This is a genomic window from Murimonas intestini (genome assembly GCF_024622195.1).
GTDB lineage: Bacteria > Bacillota > Clostridia > Lachnospirales > Lachnospiraceae > Murimonas > Murimonas intestini.
The window spans coordinates 50,188-71,896 of record NZ_JANKBI010000006.1 but is presented as its reverse complement, the minus strand read 5'-3'; the positions used below and the strand labels follow the sequence as shown (position 1 = coordinate 71,896).

Genomic DNA, 21,709 nt, shown 5'->3' with positions numbered 1-21,709 from the left:
AATATGGATATTATGAAGAGCTTTTCACTGGAAGGAAAGGTTGCGCTTGTGACAGGGGCAGCTTACGGGATTGGATTTGCCATTGCGGAAGCATATGCAAATGCCGGTGCAAAGATTGCATTTAACTGCCGTGGGCAGGAACACATGGATAAAGCCATGGAAGAGTACAGTGCAAAAGGAATTGACGCAAAGGGATATATCTGCGACGTGACTGATGAGGACCAGGTCCGGAAGATGGTGTCTGATATTGAATCAGAGCTGGGCACAATAGATATCCTTGTAAATAATGCGGGAATTATAAAGAGGATCCCCATGCATGAAATGTCAGCCGAGGAATTCAGACAGGTGGTGGATATAGACCTGAACGCTCCGTTTATCATGTCTAAAGCTGTCATCCCCGGTATGATCAAAAAAGGACATGGCAAGATCATAAATGTCTGCTCAATGATGAGTGAGCTGGGACGTGAGACAGTGTCTGCCTATGCGGCTGCAAAGGGCGGCCTTAAGATGCTCACAAGGAATATATGCTCTGAATACGGAGAATACAATATCCAGTGCAACGGGATCGGGCCGGGGTATATCGCCACGCCACAGACGGCTCCCCTCAGGGAGACACAGCCGGACGGCACAAAACATCCCTTTGACAAATTTATTATAGGAAAGACACCGGCAGCCAGGTGGGGAACACCTGAAGACCTGATGGGACCGGCAGTATTTTTGGCATCAGATGCCTCTGACTTTGTAAACGGGCATATTTTATATGTGGACGGCGGAATTTTGGCATATATTGGGAAACAGCCGTAACCCGGGTCAAATACCCTGCCGCATCAATCAAGGATCAATAATGGAGGAATAGAAAATGAAAATAGCACTTATCAACGAAAACAGCCAGGCATCAAAGAATGCCATGATCTTAAATTCATTAAAAAAAGTAGTTGAGCCCATGGGGCATGAAGTATTTAATTATGGAATGTACACGGCAGAGGACGAATGCCAGCTCACATATGTCCAGGTAGGGATTCTGGCAGCAGTTCTTCTGAATTCCAAAGCAGCGGATTATGTGATCACAGGCTGCGGCACAGGAGAAGGGGCCATGCTGGCCTGCAATTCATTCCCGGGTGTGATCTGCGGCCATGTGGAAGATCCTCTGGATGCATACACATTTGCACAGATCAATGACGGCAATGCAATTGCGATCCCCTTTGCAAAAGGATTCGGATGGGGCGGAGACCTGAACCTGGAGTATATATTTGAAAAGCTGTACGTGGAAGAGAGCGGGCAGGGCTATCCCAGAGAGAGGGCTGTTCCGGAACAGAGGAATAAAAAGATCCTGGATGAAGTGAAGAAGCATACATATACAGATCTGGTGACTATCCTTAAGAATCTGGACAGAGAGCTTGTAAAAGGCGCCCTGTCAGGGGAGAAGTTCCGGGAGTATTTCTTTGAAAACTGTAAAGACGAACAGATTGCTGAATGCGTAAAAGAAATCCTTCAGTAAAAAATGCTGCCCCACAGCTGAGTTTCTATGCTGTGGGGCACTTTTGTTTTCATCTTCAGCTGAAATATTCTTTCATGAATTGTATAAAATCCTTCAAAGGCTGGTTTCTCTGCAGTGTCTTATAATACAGACCGAATGACTCCGGCTGGACACCTTCCAGCAGGACATGGGAGAGGGCGCTGCTGTGCTCAGGCAGTATAGCAGGAAGTATTATAAAGCCAACCCCAGCCTGCACCAGTGTTATTCCGCACTCAATATTGTCACAGAAATATACATCAGAAGGCGTCCTGCAGCCGATCAGCTGTCCCTGGATCCTGGATACTGCCGCAGAGGTTTTACGAGGACTGCATATAATAAGCTTTCCCTCTTTAAGATCCTCCAGGCGGAGGCTCTCCCTGCTGGACAGTGGATGGGAGGGAGACATGACACAGGCCAGGGGGGCTTTTGTAAGTTCTACATATACTCCCGGCAGTTTCTTTGAGTTTTCATCCAGGAATCCCATCATTACATCTATATTTTCCTCCTGAAGAAGATTCTGCAGTGCCTGAAACGGCACCATCTTCAGCTCAGGGTGGATATCAGGGTATTTCTTTAAAAAAGCATTCAGCGGTTTTGGAAGCAGAGAGAGTTCCATGGGGCTGTGGCAGCCGATCCCGATAGAACGTATCTCTTCCGTATTATGGCTTGAAAGGCGTGCTTTAGCCATATGTGTCATATTCAGGATGGTTTTTGCGTCGTTGAAGAAACTCCACCCTTCTTCTGTCAATTCTACAGTTCTCGTTGTTCGCTTGAATAATTTTACATCCAGCTCTGATTCCAGAGAATTTATCTGATGGGTGACGGCAGGCTGGGTTATGTGAAGATGCTCAGCGGCCCTGGCGAAGTTCAGTGTCTCGGAAACAGCCAGAAAGCACTCTAACTGTACAGTATTCAAAATTATCCTCCTTTTAAATAAAAGCTGTTAAACAAAATTGATAAAGGTTGTTTATTAATAATAACATTTTTTGATTTCACTTTCAACAGGAACAGTGAGAAAATGTTATAAGAGATTGAAATGAAGGAGGAAGCATTATTTATGATAAAAATATTGTTGAGCCAGGTTAAGGAGTATAAAAGAGCATCTCTTCTGACGCCGCTTTTTTCGGCGCTGGAAGTTATAATGGAGGTTTTGATACCGTTTGTTACGGCTGCGATCATTGACAGGGGGATAGAGGCAGGAAACATCAGCCAGGTTTATTTTTATGGCGCCCTGATGCTTCTGCTGGCGGCATTCAGCCTGTTATCAGGAGTCCTTGCAGGAAAATATGCAGCCAGCGCGTCATCGGGATTTGCGTGCAATCTCAGGGATGGCATGTACAGTAATATACAGACATTTTCATTTTCAAATATTGATAAATACAGTACAGCGGGACTTGTGACAAGAATGACAACAGACGTGACAAACGTGCAGAACGCATACCAGATGATACTCAGGATCGCGGTGAGGGCGCCTATGATGCTGGTGTGCAGCATGTTTATGTGCTTTTTTATTAATGTGAGACTGAGCCTCATCTTTGTGGCTGCGATCATAGTACTGGCGGCTGTGCTCATTCTGGTTATGACCAGAACGACAAAGATTTTTGACGTAGTATTTAAAAAGTATGACGCCTTAAATGCCAGTGTCCAGGAGAATGTCTCCGCCATACGTGTTGTAAAGGCATTTGTGCGGGAGGATTACGAGAATGAGAAATTCACAGAGGCGGCAGGGAGGCTTTACAAGCTTTTTGTTAAGGCGGAGGGCATTCTGGCCTTTAATAATCCTGTCATGATGCTTGTTATCTACGGATGTGTCATTGCACTTTCCTGGTTTGGGGCCCACTATGTTGTGGCAGGAAATCTGACTACAGGGGAGCTCACTTCCATGTTCAGCTATATCATGGGAATCATGATGTCCCTGATGATGCTTTCCATGATATTTGTAATGGTCACTATGAGCGCTGCCAGCGGGCGGCGTATAGCGGAGGTGCTCACTGAAAAGGCCAGCCTGACGAATCCGGAAAAGCCGGAGACAGAGATCAGGGACGGGAGTATTGATTTTAATCATGTGAACTTCACCTACAGACAGGGAAGCAAAAAAGATACACTTCATGATATAGACCTTCACATCAGCGCAGGGGAAACCATAGGCATCATCGGAGGCACGGGCTGCGGCAAGTCGAGTCTTGTGAATCTCATCAGCAGGCTCTATGATGTGACAGAAGGCTCTGTCTGCGTGGGAGGAAAAGATGTGCGTTCCTATGACATGGAGTGCCTGCGTGACCAGGTGGCTGTGGTGCTGCAGAAAAATGTCCTGTTTTCAGGAACTATCCTGGATAATCTCAGATGGGGCGATGAAAACGCTGATGAAGAAGAGTGCATAGAAGCATGCCGTCAGGCATGTGCGGATGAGTTTATCGAGCAGCTGCCGGACAAATATAATACTTATATTGAGCAGGGCGGCTCTAATGTCTCAGGAGGGCAGAAGCAGAGGCTATGTATAGCCAGAGCGCTTCTCAAAAAGCCCAGAGTCCTTATCCTGGATGATTCCACCAGCGCTGTGGACACGGCCACGGATGCTAAGATCAGGGAGTCATTTACAGCCAGGATCCCAGGCACTACAAAATTGATCATTGCCCAGCGAATTTCAAGTGTACAGGATGCTGATAAGATACTGGTGCTGGAGGACGGCAGGATAAATGGATTCGATACCCATGAAAGACTGCTTGAGAATAATGAAATATACAGAGAGATATATAATACCCAGATAAAGGGCGGAGGCGACTTCGACCAGGCTGAGGGAAAAACAGATGTAATAAAAGAGAAGGCGGTGTGACAGATGGCGGAAAATGCAAAGATCATAAACGGTCCCGGAGCCGGCAAAACCGGTCCCAGGCCTCACGTTGAGAATCCCGGGAAAATTTTAATAAGACTTATAAGCTATATGCTTAAGAACTACAAGTTCTCGTTTTTTATGGTAGCAGCCTGTATCATCGGTACAGCTTTAGCCACTTTAAGGGGAACCTTATTTATGCAGAAGCTGATAGATGATTATATCGTACCCATGACGCAGTCATCATCTGCTGACTTCGGCGCTCTGGCGGGGGCGCTGCTGTCAATGGCGGGCACATATGCCGCAGGTATTCTCTGTGCATACGCATATAACAGAATCATGGTCAATATCAGCCAGGGCACTATGAGGAACATACGTGTAGACCTGTTTACCCATATGGAATCCCTGCCTGTCAAATATTTTGATACCCACGCCCACGGAGATATCATGTCAGTGTATACAAATGACGTGGATACGCTCCGCCAGCTTATCAGCCAGAGCATTCCCCAGGTACTCAATTCAGCTGTCACGATCCTTTCCACATTTATCAGCATGGTGGTGCTTAATATTCCTCTGACCGCAGTGACACTTGTGATGGTTGGAATCATGATGATCACCACTAAAAAGCTGAGCGCCAGGTCAGCTGAATACTTTACAAAGCAGCAGAAGGATCTGGGGGCTGTGAATGGTTACATTGAGGAGATGATGGAAGGCCAGAAGGTAGTAAAAGTCTTCTGCCACGAGGAGAAAAGCCTGGAAAATTTCAGAAAAGTAAATCAGGAACTCAGAGCCAGCGCAGACAGCGCAAATAAATTTGCAAATATTATGATGCCGGTAAATGCCAATCTGGGCAATATCAGTTATGTGCTCTGCGCTGTAGCAGGCGCGCTTCTGGCGCTGGGAGGCTTTTACGGGCTGACGCTGGGAACACTTGTCTCATTCCTGACATTAAACAAAAATTTTACCCAGCCGGTAACACAGATAAGCCAGCAGATGAACAGTATTGTGATGGCCATGGCAGGAGCCAGCCGTGTCTTCGGGCTTCTGGATGAACAGCCTGAGAAGGATGAAGGGTATGTGGAACTGGTAAATGCCAGAGAAGAAGAGGACGGAACCCTTACTGAGACAGAGGAGAGGACTGGCATATGGGCCTGGAGGCACCCGCACAGGGCTGAGGGCACAGTCTCATATACAAAAGTCATGGGTGATGTGACATTTAACGACGTGGATTTTGGATATAATGATAAAAAAATCGTGCTGCACGGTGTGAAACTCTATGCAGCCCCGGGGCAGAAGATAGCATTTGTGGGGAGCACAGGGGCAGGAAAAACTACGATCACAAACCTGATCAACCGATTCTATGACATCCAGGATGGAAAGATCAGATATGACAATATCAATATAAATAAAATAAAGAAAGCAGACCTGCGCCGCTCCCTTGGCATTGTACTCCAGGATACCCACCTGTTTACAGGCACAGTCATGGATAATATACGTTACGGGCGTCTGGATACTTCAGACGAAGAATGCATAGCAGCAGCGCGGCTGGCAAATGCAGACAGCTTTATCAGGCGCCTCCCGGACGGATATGACACTATGCTGACAGGAGACGGCAGCAATCTGAGCCAGGGACAGAGGCAGCTGCTGGCCATAGCCAGAGCTGCGGCTGCAGACCCGCCCGTACTGATACTGGATGAGGCGACCTCCTCCATTGATACCAGGACAGAGGCACTGGTTCAGCAGGGGATGGACCGGCTTATGAAGGGAAGGACTACCTTTGTCATAGCCCACCGCCTTTCCACAGTGCGCAATGCAGACTGCATCATGGTCCTGGAGCAGGGCAGGATCATTGAAAGAGGTACCCATGACCAGCTGATAGCCAGAAAAGGAAAATACTATCAGCTCTACACAGGCAATTTTGCAGAAGAATCGGCATAGATCCTGCTGTCAATATAGGATTCCATATACCTTTTCATGCGCTCCATGGTAAGGGCCGTCTGAGGATTGGTGTATGGGATCCTGTCTATGATTCTGGAAACATAATTTTCCTCCCGGATGACTGACAGGCTTTCCGCAAAATTAATATCATAAAAATATGCCACATAAGATACCCAGTAATCAACTTTTGTGATCCTCTCAGAGAGCAGGATGCATTTGTTACTGAAAAAAGTCCCGGCTATTTCAGGCGTGACTTCCATGGCGCCGACTTCCACGGGGGAGGCGTCCAGGAGAACCTCAACAGGTTCCTCCAGCTTAACACGGCAGTTATCCAGCTTATCGGCATCACGTATCAGCCGGGCATGGAGCAGTGTGCGGTCATCTCCTGTTATGTCAAGACTGTAGGCGCTGTGGTGTGCAATGGCTGTCCTGATCATGGCGTCCCATGTATCTTCATCAATAAACCGGCGGATCAGTCCTTCGTCAAAGAGCACATGCACACCATAGGCCGCATGGTCCATAACAGATGCATCCCAGGAGTGGAACTGCTTCAGCTGTTCAAATCTTCCTATATCGTGGAGAAGGGCAATGATCCTGGCAAGAGTCACATCTTCCTCTGAAAGCCCCATTCTGCGGGCCACTTTTTCACTCTGTTCAGCCACGCCATATGTATGTATGATCTTTAATTTTATCTTATCATCCGTCCGGTCATATCCGTCCAGATATTTCTCAAATTCATTTCTGGCTTTTGAATAATCCAACATGTATGATCTGCCTCCCTGTATATGAATGTAAACACAGATGGATTATACCATGAAAATCCGGGGATGGGAATAGTAACAAACCTCTTGCGGAATGGAAGGGTTTGCTATATAGTATGTGCAAAGAGAGCAGCGGCAGGCCAGGTCCTGACTGCTGTCAGAAACAGGAGGACGGTATATGGAAAATAATGAGATATTGATGATATATGGGAAGAATTATAAAGAGATGACAAAGGAGATCCTGGAGGCTTCAGGGCTGGAGGAGAGGGTGCCGGGGAGAAATGCGAGGATAGGGATCAAGCCGAACCTTGTATCTCCTACGCCTGCCGGTTACGGAGCGACTACACATCCGGAGATCGTTGCAGGCATAATCGAATACCTGAAAGAGCGCGGGTATGAGAATCTGGTGATACTGGAAGGCTCGTGGGTGGGAGACAGGACAGAGGAAGCCGTACATGTATGCGGTTATGATGCTCTGTGCAGTGAGTATGGGACAGAGTTTCTGGATACGCAGAAGGACAGCCACAGTCTCCATGACTGCGCAGGAATGAAACTGGATATCTGCGATGCTGTGACGGAACTTGATTTCCTCATAAATGTGCCGGTGCTCAAGGGTCACTGCCAGACAAGGATCACATGTGCGCTCAAGAATATGAAAGGCCTTATACCAAATAAAGAAAAGCGCCATTTTCATTCTATGGGCCTTCATAAGCCTATCGCCCACCTGAATACAGGAATTCACCAGGATTTTATCGTGGTGGATAATATATGCGGGGATCTGGATTTTGAAGATGGGGGAAATCCTGTGCAGATGGACAGGATACTGACAGCCGCCGACCCTGTGCTCTGTGATGCATATGTCTGCAGCCTTCTGGAATATGAGTTGTCTGACGTGCCTTATATACAGCTGGCGGAGGAACTGGGTGTGGGAAGGGCTGATCTGTCGAAAGCAGTGATCAGGTGTCTGAACCAGCGTGAAAATGAGGTGAAGATATCGGCGGGAAGGAAGATCGTGGAGCTGAAGGATGCTGTGGAGGAAGTGGAATCCTGCAGTGCATGCTACGGATATCTGATACCGGCGCTGGACCGCCTGAGGGAAGAGGGGATTTTAAAGAAGCTGGATACAAAGATTTCCATAGGACAGGGATACCGGGGGAAAAAAGGACGGCTGGGCATTGGGAACTGTACAAGGGGATTTGAATGCCATCTGAAGGGGTGCCCTCCCACAGAAGGAGAGATCTATGAATTCTTAAAAAATTATATCCGGAAAATAAAATAAAAACACGCTCTAGGATTTTCCGTATTTTAGTGTTATAATAAAGACTGATTTAGCTTTTATTTCACATACGAGGAGGGGTTCTTATGAAACTGGTAATTACAATGAGCCGCCGTTATGGGACGGGCGCCAGCATAATCGCGAATGAATTGTCAAAACGGCTGCAGATACCTGTATATGACAAAGCGGATATTGAACAGGGTCTGGCAGAGAATGACTACAAGACCGAAGAGGCAGCCATCCGTAAGCTGGCAGAGGAGCCATGTATCATACTGGGAAGATGTGCTTCTGAGATATTAAAAGATAAGAGGAATGCTTTTAATATTTATGTTTGCGCTGATAAGGAAGACCGTATTAAACGGATCATGGGAAAAGAATCTCTGTCCTATGAGGAGGCTAAAGAAAAAGTAGAGAAGACGGATATAGAAAGAGCTGATTATTACCATGAGCATACAGGTAGGGCATGGGGTGATGTGAACAATTATCACATGATCCTGGACACGACGAAGCTGGGTATAGAGAATTGTGCGGATATCCTGATGAAGTATTTTGAAAGAATGGAATATATCTAATATCATATAGAATTAAAGAATAGGCTCTTGGAAAGGGGCCTATTTTATTCTATAGGAAACTTTGTTTCCTATAAAATAAAAACCATCCGGGGGATGCGCAGCTGCGCGCGGAACGAAAGCTGCGCTATCCAAAATATAGGCCCGGAGGTACGCAAAGGCAGGAAGGACGGAAAACATGTATTTTAAAAAAGCAGAACAGGAATTAATAAAGACAGATAAGCTGAAGTCTTTTAGTGTGATAGGGGACCCGGGGTGCGAGGGTGTCGGGATCGTAATGATGCAGACTTATGCCAGCGCCCTGACTGCTGCAGAGGACGATGATATGATACTGATCGCCGGGGATATGGTTCCGGCGGGAAACAGGCATTTTTATGAAACAGCGAAAAATCTGACGGAGGCAGTTGCAAAAAAGGATGTATACACATTAAAAGGAAATCATGACACAGGTGATTATGAGAAATACTGCGGGCTTGCCGATTATGTGATCCGCGGGAAGGATTTTTCCATAGCCGTACTGGACAATGCGTCCCGCAGGTTTTCAGATAAAGGGCTGGAACTTTTGGGCAGAGAATTGGAGGAGCAGGAAGTAAAGCAGGTAGTTATAGCCTTCCATATCCCGGTTCCTAACCATTTTACGGGAAATGCTGTATCAGATGAAGAGTTTGCAAGGCTGAGAAAGGTGTACGGGCCTTATAAAGATAAAGTTTCTTATTTATTGTGCGGCCATGTCCACTCCAGGTTTGAAGATGAGGTGGACGGGATTCCCTTTATATGTACAGGCGGAGGCGGAGCCTTTATAGAAGATGTCTCTGAAGATATCAGAGCCTGTGACGTGGACCACCATATCGTCCGGTTCTTCCTAAAAGAGGGGAAGCTTTCCCACAGAGTGGTGGACCTGGAGGGTATTCCTTACAGCCGTGAGGTGCAGGATAAAGTCCTCAGAGAAGAGATAGAGGGTGCGCTGGCAGGAGAGCTGATGGCTCATTTTAAATACCTGACATATGCTGACAGGGCCAGGCGCAGAGGGTATGAAAAGACCGCAAATCTCTTTGAAGCATTGGCAGAGTCGGAATACCGCCATGCCAGATCATTTTATAATTTGATAGAAAAACATACGGCATTTACAAGTGAGGCAGATAAGTACACAGCGCGTGAAAAATTTGAAGCAGAAAATCTCTATCCTATGCTTTCTGAATATGCGTCCGGACAGGGAAAAATCCTCTGTTCCCAGGCTTTTTCAGATGCAGGAGAAGCCGAGAAGGTACATGCCAGGCTTCTGTCAGAGGTTTCTGAGAATATTGAGGGATATCCCCATGATACCATATATGTATGTCCTGTCTGCGGCTATGTGATGGCCGGGGAGCAGGCGCCTGAACGGTGCCCTGTATGTGGAGCACCGTCCAAAAGCTTTAAAAAATTTTCAGAGGCTCAAAATAGGGATTGAAACAAACGCCGGGTAAGAGGCCAGCCTACCACTCACTGATGAAGGGGCGCGGGTTCAGCCACCATTGTTCGAAATCGGCCTCATAGCGGGAAAGAACGGTGCTCAGTTCTTGGGGAACTGGATACGGCAGCCATTTTAGAAAGGCATCCACAAGGCGGTCACATGCCTCATCGCTTAAACTGTCTTCAAATTCACGGCAGAGTTCCATGAAGCCTTCAGGCTTGTTGGCTGCCTTGGCGGCTGTTTCCTCTAATCGGCGGTTGGAGGGAAAGAGAGTCTCATTTATCTGCAGGACCATGCGGCAGCAGGCATAGATGATCTCAGCTGCGGTATGGAGTTTCATATAGCCTGATGGCCGGCAGATCTTCCAGAAGTAATTATAGTTCAGACTCAGATCGCTGTAAAAAGACAGCATCTTATCATCCTTTTCCTTTTGCTGGAAAAGGGGGATCTGTCTGACATATCCGGTGATGTCCTCATCCCGGGTAAAGAGTACCCTGGAGGAGACAAAGGCATTTCTTGTGGGCTCACTGGCTGTTCTGGCTGCAGCCTCAAGGAAATGTTTCGTGATGTACTTGACATCGAAATATCCGCCCTCATATGTACACCATCCGTATATACATTCAGAGAGTGTTCCTTCCGCCATATGTCTTTCATAGCGGCCGGGGGTGACGACTACCATGGCGTCCAGATCTGAATCAGGGCGCTCCATGCCTTTGGCAACTGAGCCGCCCAGGATAAGTGCGATGACGTCCTCTTGCTTCTTGAAATAATCAGTCATGATCTTTATAGATTCCTCGTGATGATTGTACATATCTGTCTCCTTCATTTTATTATTTTCGCGGGGTTTTGACTTATCCTGATTATAATGCGGAAGGGAGGATTTGGCAAGCAGAAGGGGGAGAATATATCCGGAATAGGAGGTTACTGCGTTACTGGTCACGGAGTGAACAATAACGTTATTACACCATGGAATATACAATACCAGATTATTATAAAAAGTTCAGATGTATTGCCGCAGACTGCCCTGACACCTGCTGCACTGGCTGGAAGATCAGCATTGATGAGAAAACGCTGGAAAAGTACAGAGATGTGGATGGGGCATTCGGAAGCCGTCTGAAGAATTCAATTGACTGGGAGGGAGGCTGTTTTCACCAGTATGAGGGCAGATGTGAATTTCTGGACGAAGACGGCCTGTGTGACCTGCAGCGTGAGGCAGGGGAGGATATGCTTTGCCGCACGTGCAGGAGATACCCAAGGCATGTGGAGGTATTTGAAAACAGGCGGGAATATACTTTGTCTCTCTCCTGCCCTGAAGCGGCTAGGCTGATCCTGGGAAATCAGGGAAAGGCCGGATTCCTCCATACAGTGAGGCAGCAGAGGGCTGAACACTTCAGGGATTATGACAGGCTGCTGTTTAGTATGCTGCTGGAAGCCAGAACGGTGATGTATGATATTCTCAGAGACAGGAACGTTGATATAGGCATGAGAACAGGTATTGTCCTGGCATTTGGGCATGATCTGCAGCAGCGCATAGGCAGAGGACGCACAGACAAGACAGGCAGCCTCATAAAACGTTATAAGAGCAGCAGAAGAGAAGAGTATTTCAGGGATTTTTTCTGGAAGTACAGGAAGAGGGCAAACAAAGCTGCCGGGCTCAGAGACAGGATGATGGCCGTTTTTAATGAATTAGAAACGGTAGAGCCATCCTGGCGTGCATACCTGAAAAAGGCGGGGGAGAAAGAGAGCGTCCCGGAATGTAGCAGGACAGAGGAAATATACAGGGAACAGCTGATGATATACTTTTTATCTGTATATTTCTGTGGCGCTGTCTATGACGGAGAAGCATACGCAAAGGTAAAGTTTTCAGCCCTGAGTACAATGTGGATATGCAGCCTGGCCCGGAGAGGGGGCGGGGGCATGGAAGCGGGATATGCGGAGGCTTCATACAGATTTGCCAGGGAAATAGAGCACTCTGATAAAAATCTGGAGTTTCTGGAGAAAAAGATCATGGAGGATGATCTTTACAGCTTTGATAATATCATGATCCTGCTTTTGAATTAGCCGGAAGCCTGCCTTCTGGAAAGTGAGCATATAAAAGGGTGCCCCAAAAGCCGGCCTGGCTTTTGGGGCACCCCCATTTATATCTGAAGCTTGTTACTGTACGGCGCCGTTAAATATCTGGGCTATGGGTGAATCTGATGAGAGGACGACAGTTTTGTCTCCGCCCTTCATAGAAGCTTTTAAAGCATCCAGGCTGCGCACGTAGGAGTAGAAGTCCGTTTTGCTTTCATCAGAATATGCCTCTGAGAGAATTCTCATATATTCAGCCTCGCCTTCAGCGATAAGGATTTCAGCCTGCTTGCTGGCCTCTGATATTTGTATGGCAATTTCCTTGTCCGTAGTGTTGCGGATCACCTTAGCTTCTGAGTCGCCCTCAGCTGTGAAGGTAGCTGCAATGTTGTTGCGTTCAGAGATCATCCGCTCATAGACGGCATCTTTATTGTCATCAGGAAGGTCCAGCTGCTTCAGCTCGAATACAGTCAGCTTAATGCCGTATTGCTCCATATTGCTGCCTATATTGGCCATTACCATGTCAGATAACAGGCCGTCCCGGCTTGTTATGACCTCGTCCTGGTTCATGCTGCTGATTACATTTTTTGTGGCATTGTAGACAGCAGTGTTAATGCGGTTTTCAGCATTTGAAATTGAAAAATTCAGTGTCTGGGCAAACTTTAAAGGATCCTCGATCTTCCAGAGTATATAGCTGTCACTGATCATGGTCTTTTTATCCTTTGTGATCACATCTGAAGGGGCCAGATCGTAGAGCAGCGTCTCCTTTGGAAGTGTGTCTGCAGACTGGATAAAAGGAAGCTTCAGGCCCAGCCCGGCAGAGTCAATGACCCTGTTTACTTTTCCAAACTGCCGTATCAGCTTATACTCATTCTGGTTCGTCACAACTACAGAGGAACCAAGGATGATGACTGCTGCCACAGCCACTATAATACCTATTACATGTTTTTTCTTCATAATCGTTCCCTCCTAATTGCCTGCTTCAGTTTCTTGTTCCGGTGCCGCATCCTCTGAAGGGCTGCCCTCCCCGGAGCTGCTGTTAGCTTCAGTGCCGGCAGGTGCGGCCTTTTCAGCGGCAGGTTTCTGTGGATCTGCAGTTTTGGGCGTCTGAGTACCTGTCTGTGATTCAGCGCTGCTGTCTCCTGTGAAAGAATCAAGAGGGAGCACCTTCTGCACACCATCGCCGTTGTCTATTATGATCTTCATGCCCGGAAGGACTTCTTCCATGGCTTCATAAAACATCCTCTGTTTTGTTACTACAGGATTTTTTTCATATTCCGCATACATGGAATCAAATCGTGAAACCTGGGCCTCAGCCTCATTTATACGTGTCTGTTTTTTTGCCTCGGCATTTTTGATGATCTGGTCAGCTGTTGCCTCAGCCTCAGGAAGTTTTTCATTCCTGTATTTATTTGCATTATTCAGAGAAGTTTCTTTTCCCTGCTTGGCTGTCTCCACAGCTTTGAAGGCCTGCATTACTTCAACAGTGGGGGGCTCAGAATCCTGAATGGTGATATTTACCAGCTGGATGCCCACGTCCTGTTCCTCCATCTTGGTGAGGATCATTTCTTTTATCTTGGCCTGGATCTCACTCTTTCCAGTAGTCAGTACATCATCTACCTTGTAGCTTCCTATGACAGTACGTATGCTGCCCTGGGCGATATTTTTTAAAATATCTTCAGGCTGTTTAGAAGCGTACAGATACTGGACAGGATCAGAGATCCTGTATTCAACAAAGAAATCAACATCGATAAAATTATAATCATTTGTTATCATCACACTTTCTGAATCAAGAGGTTCATTTGTTGCGGGATCATATCCGATAGGAAATCCCTGAATAGTCGTGTTCACTTTTTTTACCTGCTGGATAACAGGAAGCTTAAAGTGGAGTCCTGTTTCCGTGACAGCTTTAGGTTTTCCAAAAGTGATAAGCACTGCCTGTTCCTGCTCCTGTATCTGGTAAAATGCGCCCATGCCCAGGAAAACAAAAACAACTGCGGCAATCACTATAATGACAGTCCGTTTAATGCGGCCGCCTGATCTGCCGGAACTGCCGCCTGAATGGTATGTACTGTCTGAGCCGGTATTAAATTGTGTCTTTCTTTTAAAGAAATCTTGTCCGTTTGGTATCTTCATAATCGTTCTCCTTCCGGTTGCAGTGCCGGTATGCTAAACCATGGTTTTTAGTGTTCCGGCAGTCATCATGTTGAAGATAAGGAGCAGCTTAAGACTGCGTGTATAATTTTTTATAAAAAAAAGACTTCTATTCCAGGCCGGGCCTGAAATAAAAGTCTTGCTAATCACTTACATGATGCGGATATCGCTATCGTACTGACGACACCATGTACCATCTTATTTATTATATCGATGGCAGCTACTCCCTTTTCTTTGTCAAAAGATTAACATACTTTTTGAGAAAAATCAATTAAAAATTTATTAAATATTTATAGCTGTAAAAGCTTTTGGCTGTTCCAGAGGAAAATAAGATAAAGGATGGAAGCCACCAGCTGTACAACGGCTGTCACAACACTTACAAGAGCAGCCATAATATTGATGATCGGTATATAAGACAGAAGTCCGCAGACAATAGAGATAGCCATACATACTGCATACAGCATCCATATTGTGCGTGCGCGCTCTGCCTGCGTATAGGCCTGAGCCATACTCATCCCTGAAAGCAGCTGCCCTGTGCTGGTGCACACGTAATAAACTACCAGGAAACTGATGATATTTTTCAGGATACTTAACACACCGCTCATAAATCCCCCTGTAAAGAAGTTGGCGAGAATGCCGATGACCATTCCCACAAGAGTAAGCGTGAATGCATTCTTATAGTCTATGGTTGCCTGTGACAGGGTGTAGAGCCCATAAAGGGAGATGACAGCGCCGATGATAAGTGCGGCCAGCCCCAGAAACGGGATAAAGCTAAACAGAGCTACTATCTGGCCGGTAAATACAAACATTAGCCCCCGGCCTGCAGTTCTTCTTGTTTCTTCAAACATAATTTCTCTCCTTCCGCAAGATTAGAATATACAGCCATTATAGCATAGGAGGAGGAGACTTGCCATATGAAAGTTCAGATATTGATGTTGCAGTGTAAAAGTTCAGCCGGACCGCCTTTATTCACGCGGGCAACGGGCCAAAGTCAGGCTCACTTGACCTTGGTGACTGCTGCGGGGGTCTTTGATTTACTGGCAGCTCCTTTCAGAAACAGACGCTTCTGCTTGTATACATAATAAATGATAAACAGGATCGATGTAAGCACCCATGTTATAGGATAGCTGAAGATAATTGTCGATACGGAGGGGCTTACTGGAACTGCGATTGCCACCCAGACTATTCTGAGCGCGCAGATGCCGAACATGGTCAGCAGCATTGGGATAAGCACATCCCCGATACCCCGCAGGGCTCCGGAAAGGATCTCTATAAATACAAAGAACACATAACAGGGTGTGATCATCTCCAGCATTTTTGAACCGATCTGAATTACGTTGTCATCGGCTGTAAAGATGCTAAAAAGCGGAACTCTGGCGAGCATCAGGAAAACCACCAGGATAGCGGCCACTGAAAAATCCATGAACAGGCAGATGCGGACACTTTTTTTGATCCTGTCGTATTTGCCGGCGCCAAAATTCTGCCCCACAAAAGTAGTGATGGCTATGCCGAAGGCGCCGCTGATCATCCAGAAGATAGCGTCCAGCTTTCCGTAGGCGGCCCAGGCAGCTGTGGTATCGGTGCCAAACTGGTTCAGCGCTGCCTGGATGATTATATTGGAAAAACTGTACATCACAGACTGAAGCCCGCCCGGAAGGCCTATCCGGAGCTGGGAGCGCAGCACGTTCCTGTGGAACCTTATTTCCTTTAAGGACAGTGAAAGAATGTCACTTGATTTCATTAAAGCCCTTGTTACAAGGACAGCACTGACAGCCTGTGATGCCAGAGTGGCAATAGCTACGCCTGCCACACCCAGAGGGAACACGACCACCAGAAGGATATCAAGCACAATATTTAAAAAACAGCAGACGATCAGGTAGTAAAGAGGCCTTTTAGAATCCCCGGCAGCTCTCAGGATACTTGAGCCTATATTATAAATGAAGACAAAAACTATTCCGCCAAAATAGATCTGCAGATAAGCAGTGGAGTCTGCCATCAATTCAGGCATCGTATTCATCTTTTCAAGCATATAAGGGGCCAGCAGGATGCCGACTATTGTAATGATAACGCTGCCTGCCAGAGAAAAGGCATAGGCTGTATGTATGCTCTCCCCCAGGCTTTTGCCGTCCCTTGCCCCGTAGAACTGGGATATGATAACAGTTGCTCCGGCTGTGAGGCCTGTGAAAAAGCCAACTACCAGGTTGATGATCTGGCCGGCTGAGCCTCCCACGCTGGCAAGAGCCTCTTTGCCAACAAAACGCCCTACGATGACAGCGTCTATGGTATTGTAGAACTGCTGGAAAAAGGTACCCAGTACAATTGGAAAGAAGAACAGCAGCAACTGTTTCCAGATGACTCCTTCAGTAATGTGGTTAGTTTTGATCATATTCTTTTTCATTTAGTAAAATCCATCCCTCGCGCTAGAATTAAAAATCAAGCCTCTTCCACCCATTCTGAAATCTTCTTTAAGGTATCTGCAATCGGCTCATTTATGACCAGGTCAGCCTGGCGGTCTGAGTAGTCGGACACAGGATTAATGACTATAAGGTGGTCGCCTTCAAAATACCGGGCGTACTGCCTTGCGGGTTCAAATCTCAGGCTTGAGCCGATCACAAGAAGAACGTCAGCTTTTGAAACCTCAGCGGTGGCGCGGCTCATGAGAGCATTATCGACTGTCTGTCCGAAAAAGATCAGTCCGGGGCGCAGTAAAGCTCCGCATTTGCTGCAGCGGGGAGCATTTTTGGACGCGAGGATATATTCTTTGGGATATTTTTCTTTACAGTGGGGACAGTAATTATTTTCAATATCACCATGCAGGGAAACTACGTTTTCGCATCCGGCTTTTTCCGGATAGCTGTATACGTTGTTTGTGATCACGCATTTTAATTTTCCGCATTTTGAAAGGTCTGCCAGATGATAAAAGGCCTCCCCGGGACAGCCCTCTCCGGCCAGTATCTCATTTCTGTAGAATTCAAAAAATCTGTCAGGGCGGGTTGAATAAAAAGAACTTGTGAACATTTCTTCCGGAGAATATCCGTATTTTTTCTCAATCTCATAGGCGCGGTCAGGGTCGCGCATGCTGAGCTGGCCGTATTCCTTCAACATTCCGCTCCCGCACAGGGCGACTAAGTACCTGCTCCTTAAGACCGCTTTTTTTAAGGCTTCATCTAACATATGATTTCCCTCCTTGTTTTGATTCTATTTTAGGTCATGGAGACAGATGAAGTCAACATATTTGGAGAATATATACAAAATATGCACGAAAATACTCCCCGGGCCAATAGCGTGAGAAAAGTAACAGAAAACAGGCACTTGTATCATATTTAAAGTTGTATTATACTATATCAAAACGGAGGCGGCAATTATGTTAAAGGAACAAAAAGCAGTTGTTGAGCTGATTGGGAGTCTGGTGCTTGGAAAAACAGCAGACATCAGCAGGGTAGAGTATTTTCCTCAGAAGCCGGCTTTTCCCCAGGGGGAGCTGCAGCAGAAGTTTCCCAGGGCGACACCTGAAAGCCAGGGGATATCTTCGGACTGGCTGTCCGGCATGATTGAAGAGCTCTCAGAAAGCAGGACGGGTGACATCCATCAGTTCATGGCAGTAAAGGGCGGACATGTCATCTGTGAGTGCGGTTTTGCACCATACAAAAGAGGGATCTGGCATATCACACATTCGCTGTGCAAGAGCATTACAGGTATGGCAATTGGAATGCTGATAGCAGAGGGAAAGCTTAGTCTGGATGACCATCTGATAGATATATTTAAGAACCGGCAGAATCTTTTTAGTTTTCTCAGACAGAGAGATATTACCATCCGGCACCTGCTTACTATGGCAAGCGGAGTCTCATTTAACGAGACCGGAGCTGTTGCGGGAAGTGACTGGGTAAAAGGATTTCTTGAGGCGGGCATTCATGACAGTCCCGGTACTAAATTCGAGTACAATAGTATGAATTCTTATATGCTCTCTGCTGTTGTCACGGAAATAACGGGCGAGACCATGATGGACTATCTGAGGCCGCGTCTGTGGGAGCCGCTTGGTATAACAAAGGTATTCTGGGAGACATGTCCCAAAGGTATAACAAAAGGCGGATGGGGACTTTTCCTGACCCCGGAGGATGCTGCGAAGCTGGGCTGGCTCTACCGCTGTAAGGGAGTCTGGAACGGGCAGCAGATCATAGCTCAGGAGTGGATAGAGGAATCTGTAAAAAAACAGATAGATACGGATGAGGACGGCAGTTCCTGCGGTTATGGCTATCAGATCTGGCCTAAAAAGAGGGAAGGCAGCTTTAATTTCAATGGCATGCTGGGACAGAATGTACTGGTATATCCAGATCTTGACCTGGTTATTGTTACGAATGCAGGAAGCAGTGAAATCTTCCAGGAGGGGGCTGTCATGGGCATCCTGGAAAAATACATAGGTAAATTGTCTCCTGGAGCAGGCCCTCTGCAGGAGGATTTGGAGGCGGCAAGGCATCTGAAAGCAGTAATACGCAGTGCAGAGGCAGCATCAGGCGGTGTCAGTCTGATTGAACAGGGAGGCTGGAAAAACAGAAAGCCGTCAGGCAGGTACTGCAGACGGGAACGGCGTGCAGGAAGTGACAGATATGCCGCTGACTTGACCGGCAGGAATGTTCAGGCCGGCATCAGGGATCTGATGCACATGGCAGAGGGGCGCCGGTACATAATGGACAGCGGTTCAGTGGGCTTTTTCCCGCTGATGATGCAGGTTTTTCATAATAATTATACAGACGGCATTAAAAAGCTGTGGTTTACGTCGGAAAACGGAAGACTGTGGATGGAATTTACAGAAGGTGAAGAAGATAAAAAAATAGAAATCGGCATTGGCAGGGCCTGTGTGACGGAGATAACAGAACATGGGGAGCCATATCTGGCTGCAGTTACAGGAACAATAGCCAGAGATGAGGATGAAAGGCTTGTCCTGAAGCTGGATATATCGTTTCTTGAGGAGGCAGCCAGAAGGACCTGCAGGATATATTTTGAAGATAAAAAAATCGAGCTCAGATTTAATGAAGCTCCCGGTAAGGTGGTCATACTCAATGGCCTTGCGGGGATCATGCAGGATGCAGGGAGCAAACTGAAATGGTCTGATAAAAAGGATGGCAAAGGAGCCAGGCTGATCCAGAGAGTTATGGAGTCATCTATTGCCCCTATAATCTACGGAAGTGAGGAAACTGCAGAGACTGAGCAGGAGGAATCAGTAGAAAATTAGAGCGTGTATACCGAAAAATGGATTTTCGAACACGCTTTAGGCAAGAGGAGATAAGGGCTATGAAACAGAGCGATATAAGAGAGTGGCTTAGCGAGAATGGGACAGGAGAGTTAAGCTACCGGGAAATCTTTGAACATGCTCCTGCAGGCTATGTGGTCTGCAGAGATGACGGGCAGATACTGATGGCAAACAGAGAGTTTTACAGGATGACAGGAGGGGAGAAAAAAGCCAGAGCATCTCTGACAGGGTACGTGGCAGAAAAAGATCATGGGGAACTGTTTTCTCTTCTCAAAAAAGCTGAATGCGGGACGGCGGCGTCAGCAATAAGCTTTCTGAGCACAGGGAAGAGACAGTGCATACCTGTGGCAGTGACTGCCAGCAGCATTGTGGGAGCGGCAGGACTAAATAAGGATAAATGTATTTTGTGCATATTGACTGACATGGAGACCTTTGCAGCCCGCTATGAGGAGATAGCACATGAAAATCTGTGTGATGCAATGACGGGACTTTTTAATAGAAGGTTTTATACCCAGTTTCTTAAACAATATGATGAAAAATCAGGTATGCCGTTCTCTGTCATGGTGTTGGACCTTAACGGCCTGAAAATGATAAATGATTCTCTGGGACATCAATTTGGAGACAAGGCAATCATAGGTGTTGCTGATGCGCTTAAAAAATATGCGGGACCAGGTTACCAGCTGGCCAGAATAGGCGGGGATGAAATCGTGGGGCTTTTTCCGGAAACTGGGCCGGATGAGGTACAGAAGTACATGGAAAGGGTGGAGCGGGAAGTGGCCAGCCATAAACTGGGCGGGTTGACTTTGTCTTTCTCATGGGGAATGGCCGTAAAAAGGAAAGAAGAGGAAGGGCTTAATGTGACGATCCATGCGGCCGAGGATGCCATGTACAGCCAGAAAGTCATAAGAAGCACCCAGCAGAAGTCGGAAACAGTAGATATCGTCCTGAAGACTTTATTTCAAAAAAGCCCCAGATTCCATAATCACTGCAGAAACGTATCTGTGATGGCGGCAGAATTCGGAAGGTATCTGGGATATGACGAGAAAGGGCTTCAGAATCTTCAGCAGCTGGGGTATCTGCATGATATTGGGATGGCTTCCATGTCGGGGGAAGTGCTGGACAAAAATGTGCCCCTGAAAAGAGCGGAGCGTCTTGAAGTCAAGCGTCATCCGGAAGTCGGCTACCGTATCCTCTATTCGGCTCCGGAACTCAGGAATAAGGCGCTGTCGATCCTTTACCACCATGAGAACTGGGATGGAAGCGGATATCCTTACCATATCTCAGGAGACAGGATTCCTGAGGAAGCCATGATCATTCACATAGTAGACACTTATGACAGGGCCAGGTTTGGCTATTTAGGCGTTGAGGGCAAGCCGCAGGAAAGTGTCCTGGCGGACATCAGGAATCAGAGCGGGAAAAAGTTCAGCCCCAAGATCGCGGAGGCATTTGAGAAGTGGATGAGGGTAAAGGCAGCTGAGCGTGTTACTGAGCATGGAGTGAACGGTAACTAAGATATTGGTTATTATGCAAAAATCAGCCAAGCCCTTGACAAAATCCCCCAAATTAGCTATTATTGGGTACATAGTTAAAAAGGTGGCGAGAAAGAGGAGTATATTTACACCGTCTGTCAGAGAGGATGCCTCATGGGCTGGGAGGGCATTTCAGATAGGATAAATAGAAGGTAGCTTTTGAACTGAACGGCTGAGAAACAGTGGATTAGGCCGTTACGCGTAATCAGCGTTAAAGGATTGGAGAGATATGGAAGGTCCTGACAGGATTTTCTGTATGAAAAAGGTGGTACCGCGTTTAATACGCCCTTTGCATATGCAGAGGGCGTTATTTTTTTGAACTCCGCGCCGGAGCATTTTTCGAAAATGCTCTAAGCTGCGCGGTCACA

At 46.8% G+C, this 21,709-nt stretch carries 18 protein-coding genes and 1 other annotated feature; of the genes, 10 read left to right on the top strand and 8 right to left on the bottom strand.

All coding sequences use genetic code 11. The features are described 5' to 3' along the window. The first annotated feature begins 3 nt into the window (after positions 1 to 3). Positions 4 to 804, top strand: a complete 801-nt coding sequence (locus tag NSB28_RS11215; protein WP_109627347.1) for a gluconate 5-dehydrogenase — start codon at positions 4 to 6, stop codon at positions 802 to 804. 55 nt (positions 805 to 859) lie between these two features. After that, positions 860 to 1,498, top strand: a complete 639-nt coding sequence (locus NSB28_RS11210; RefSeq protein WP_109627346.1) for an RpiB/LacA/LacB family sugar-phosphate isomerase — start codon at positions 860 to 862, stop codon at positions 1,496 to 1,498. A 55-nt stretch (positions 1,499 to 1,553) separates the two neighbouring features. Here the strand turns inward: NSB28_RS11210 and NSB28_RS11205 are convergent, their stop codons facing one another. Beyond that, positions 1,554 to 2,432 (bottom strand): LysR family transcriptional regulator, encoded by an 879-nt coding sequence (locus NSB28_RS11205; protein ID WP_109627344.1) that lies wholly within the window; start codon positions 2,430 to 2,432, stop codon positions 1,554 to 1,556. Positions 2,433 to 2,573: 141 nt separating this feature from the next. Between NSB28_RS11205 and NSB28_RS11200 the strand changes: the two genes are divergently transcribed. Both NSB28_RS11200 and NSB28_RS11195 read left to right on the top strand, forming a co-directional pair. Next, a complete protein-coding gene (locus tag NSB28_RS11200; RefSeq protein ID WP_109627622.1) occupies positions 2,574 to 4,349 on the top strand; it encodes an ABC transporter ATP-binding protein in 1,776 nt (591 codons plus the stop codon). 3 nt (positions 4,350 to 4,352) lie between these two features. After that, the gene (locus tag NSB28_RS11195; protein ID WP_109627342.1) at positions 4,353 to 6,284 is read left to right on the top strand and encodes an ABC transporter ATP-binding protein; all 1,932 of its coding nucleotides are present in this window, start codon (positions 4,353 to 4,355) and stop codon (positions 6,282 to 6,284) included. Here the strand turns inward: NSB28_RS11195 and NSB28_RS11190 are convergent. Next, on the bottom strand, positions 6,251 to 7,048 hold the full coding sequence (locus NSB28_RS11190) for an HD domain-containing protein (protein ID WP_187374211.1): 798 nt from the start codon (positions 7,046 to 7,048) through the stop codon (positions 6,251 to 6,253). The two genes, NSB28_RS11195 and NSB28_RS11190, sit on opposite strands and share 34 nt — an antisense overlap. A gap of 175 nt (positions 7,049 to 7,223) precedes the next feature. On the opposite strand from NSB28_RS11190, the gene NSB28_RS11185 reads away from it, so the two are divergent. The 3 genes from NSB28_RS11185 (at position 7,224) to NSB28_RS11175 (ending at position 10,337) form a co-directional block, all read left to right on the top strand. Then, positions 7,224 to 8,324, top strand: a complete 1,101-nt coding sequence (locus NSB28_RS11185) for a DUF362 domain-containing protein (RefSeq protein ID WP_109627340.1) — start codon at positions 7,224 to 7,226, stop codon at positions 8,322 to 8,324. An 83-nt stretch (positions 8,325 to 8,407) separates the two neighbouring features. After that, complete coding sequence (locus NSB28_RS11180) at positions 8,408 to 8,893, top strand: cytidylate kinase-like family protein (protein ID WP_109627338.1); 486 nt, start codon at positions 8,408 to 8,410, stop codon at positions 8,891 to 8,893. Between the two features lie 175 nt (positions 8,894 to 9,068). Continuing rightward, positions 9,069 to 10,337, top strand: a complete 1,269-nt coding sequence (locus NSB28_RS11175; RefSeq protein WP_109627336.1) for a ferritin family protein — start codon at positions 9,069 to 9,071, stop codon at positions 10,335 to 10,337. A gap of 25 nt (positions 10,338 to 10,362) precedes the next feature. On the opposite strand, the gene NSB28_RS11170 is transcribed toward NSB28_RS11175, so the two are convergent. Then, a complete protein-coding gene (locus NSB28_RS11170) occupies positions 10,363 to 11,151 on the bottom strand; it encodes a nucleotidyltransferase domain-containing protein (protein WP_109627334.1) in 789 nt (262 codons plus the stop codon). Between the two features lie 155 nt (positions 11,152 to 11,306). Here NSB28_RS11170 and fliB point away from each other — a divergent pair, with 155 nt between their 5' ends. Beyond that, a complete protein-coding gene (gene fliB, locus NSB28_RS11165; RefSeq protein WP_109627332.1) occupies positions 11,307 to 12,401 on the top strand; it encodes a flagellin lysine-N-methylase in 1,095 nt (364 codons plus the stop codon). A 93-nt stretch (positions 12,402 to 12,494) separates the two neighbouring features. On the opposite strand, the gene hflC is transcribed toward fliB, so the two are convergent. From hflC to NSB28_RS11140, 5 genes are all read right to left on the bottom strand, one after another. Then, a complete protein-coding gene (hflC, locus tag NSB28_RS11160) occupies positions 12,495 to 13,367 on the bottom strand; it encodes a protease modulator HflC (protein WP_109627330.1) in 873 nt (290 codons plus the stop codon). Positions 13,368 to 13,379: 12 nt separating this feature from the next. Further along, positions 13,380 to 14,546, bottom strand: a complete 1,167-nt coding sequence (gene hflK / locus NSB28_RS11155; RefSeq protein ID WP_109627328.1) for an FtsH protease activity modulator HflK — start codon at positions 14,544 to 14,546, stop codon at positions 13,380 to 13,382. A gap of 308 nt (positions 14,547 to 14,854) precedes the next feature. Further along, on the bottom strand, positions 14,855 to 15,412 hold the full coding sequence (locus NSB28_RS11150) for a hypothetical protein (protein WP_109627326.1): 558 nt from the start codon (positions 15,410 to 15,412) through the stop codon (positions 14,855 to 14,857). 149 nt (positions 15,413 to 15,561) lie between these two features. Continuing rightward, the gene (locus NSB28_RS11145; RefSeq protein ID WP_109627324.1) at positions 15,562 to 16,962 is read right to left on the bottom strand and encodes an MATE family efflux transporter; all 1,401 of its coding nucleotides are present in this window, start codon (positions 16,960 to 16,962) and stop codon (positions 15,562 to 15,564) included. Between the two features lie 35 nt (positions 16,963 to 16,997). Next, entirely contained in the window at positions 16,998 to 17,738 is a 741-nt protein-coding gene (locus tag NSB28_RS11140) for an SIR2 family NAD-dependent protein deacylase (RefSeq protein ID WP_109627322.1), read from the bottom strand. A gap of 190 nt (positions 17,739 to 17,928) precedes the next feature. Here NSB28_RS11140 and NSB28_RS11135 point away from each other — a divergent pair, with 190 nt between their 5' ends. Next, positions 17,929 to 19,794 (top strand): serine hydrolase domain-containing protein, encoded by a 1,866-nt coding sequence (locus NSB28_RS11135; RefSeq protein ID WP_109627319.1) that lies wholly within the window; start codon positions 17,929 to 17,931, stop codon positions 19,792 to 19,794. A 59-nt stretch (positions 19,795 to 19,853) separates the two neighbouring features. Further along, positions 19,854 to 21,323, top strand: coding sequence for a diguanylate cyclase domain-containing protein (locus NSB28_RS11130; RefSeq protein ID WP_257497737.1), 1,470 nt, complete (start codon positions 19,854 to 19,856; stop codon positions 21,321 to 21,323). 76 nt (positions 21,324 to 21,399) lie between these two features. Further along, positions 21,400 to 21,634 (top strand) — a binding site (T-box leader). The last annotated feature ends 75 nt before the right edge of the window (positions 21,635 to 21,709 follow it).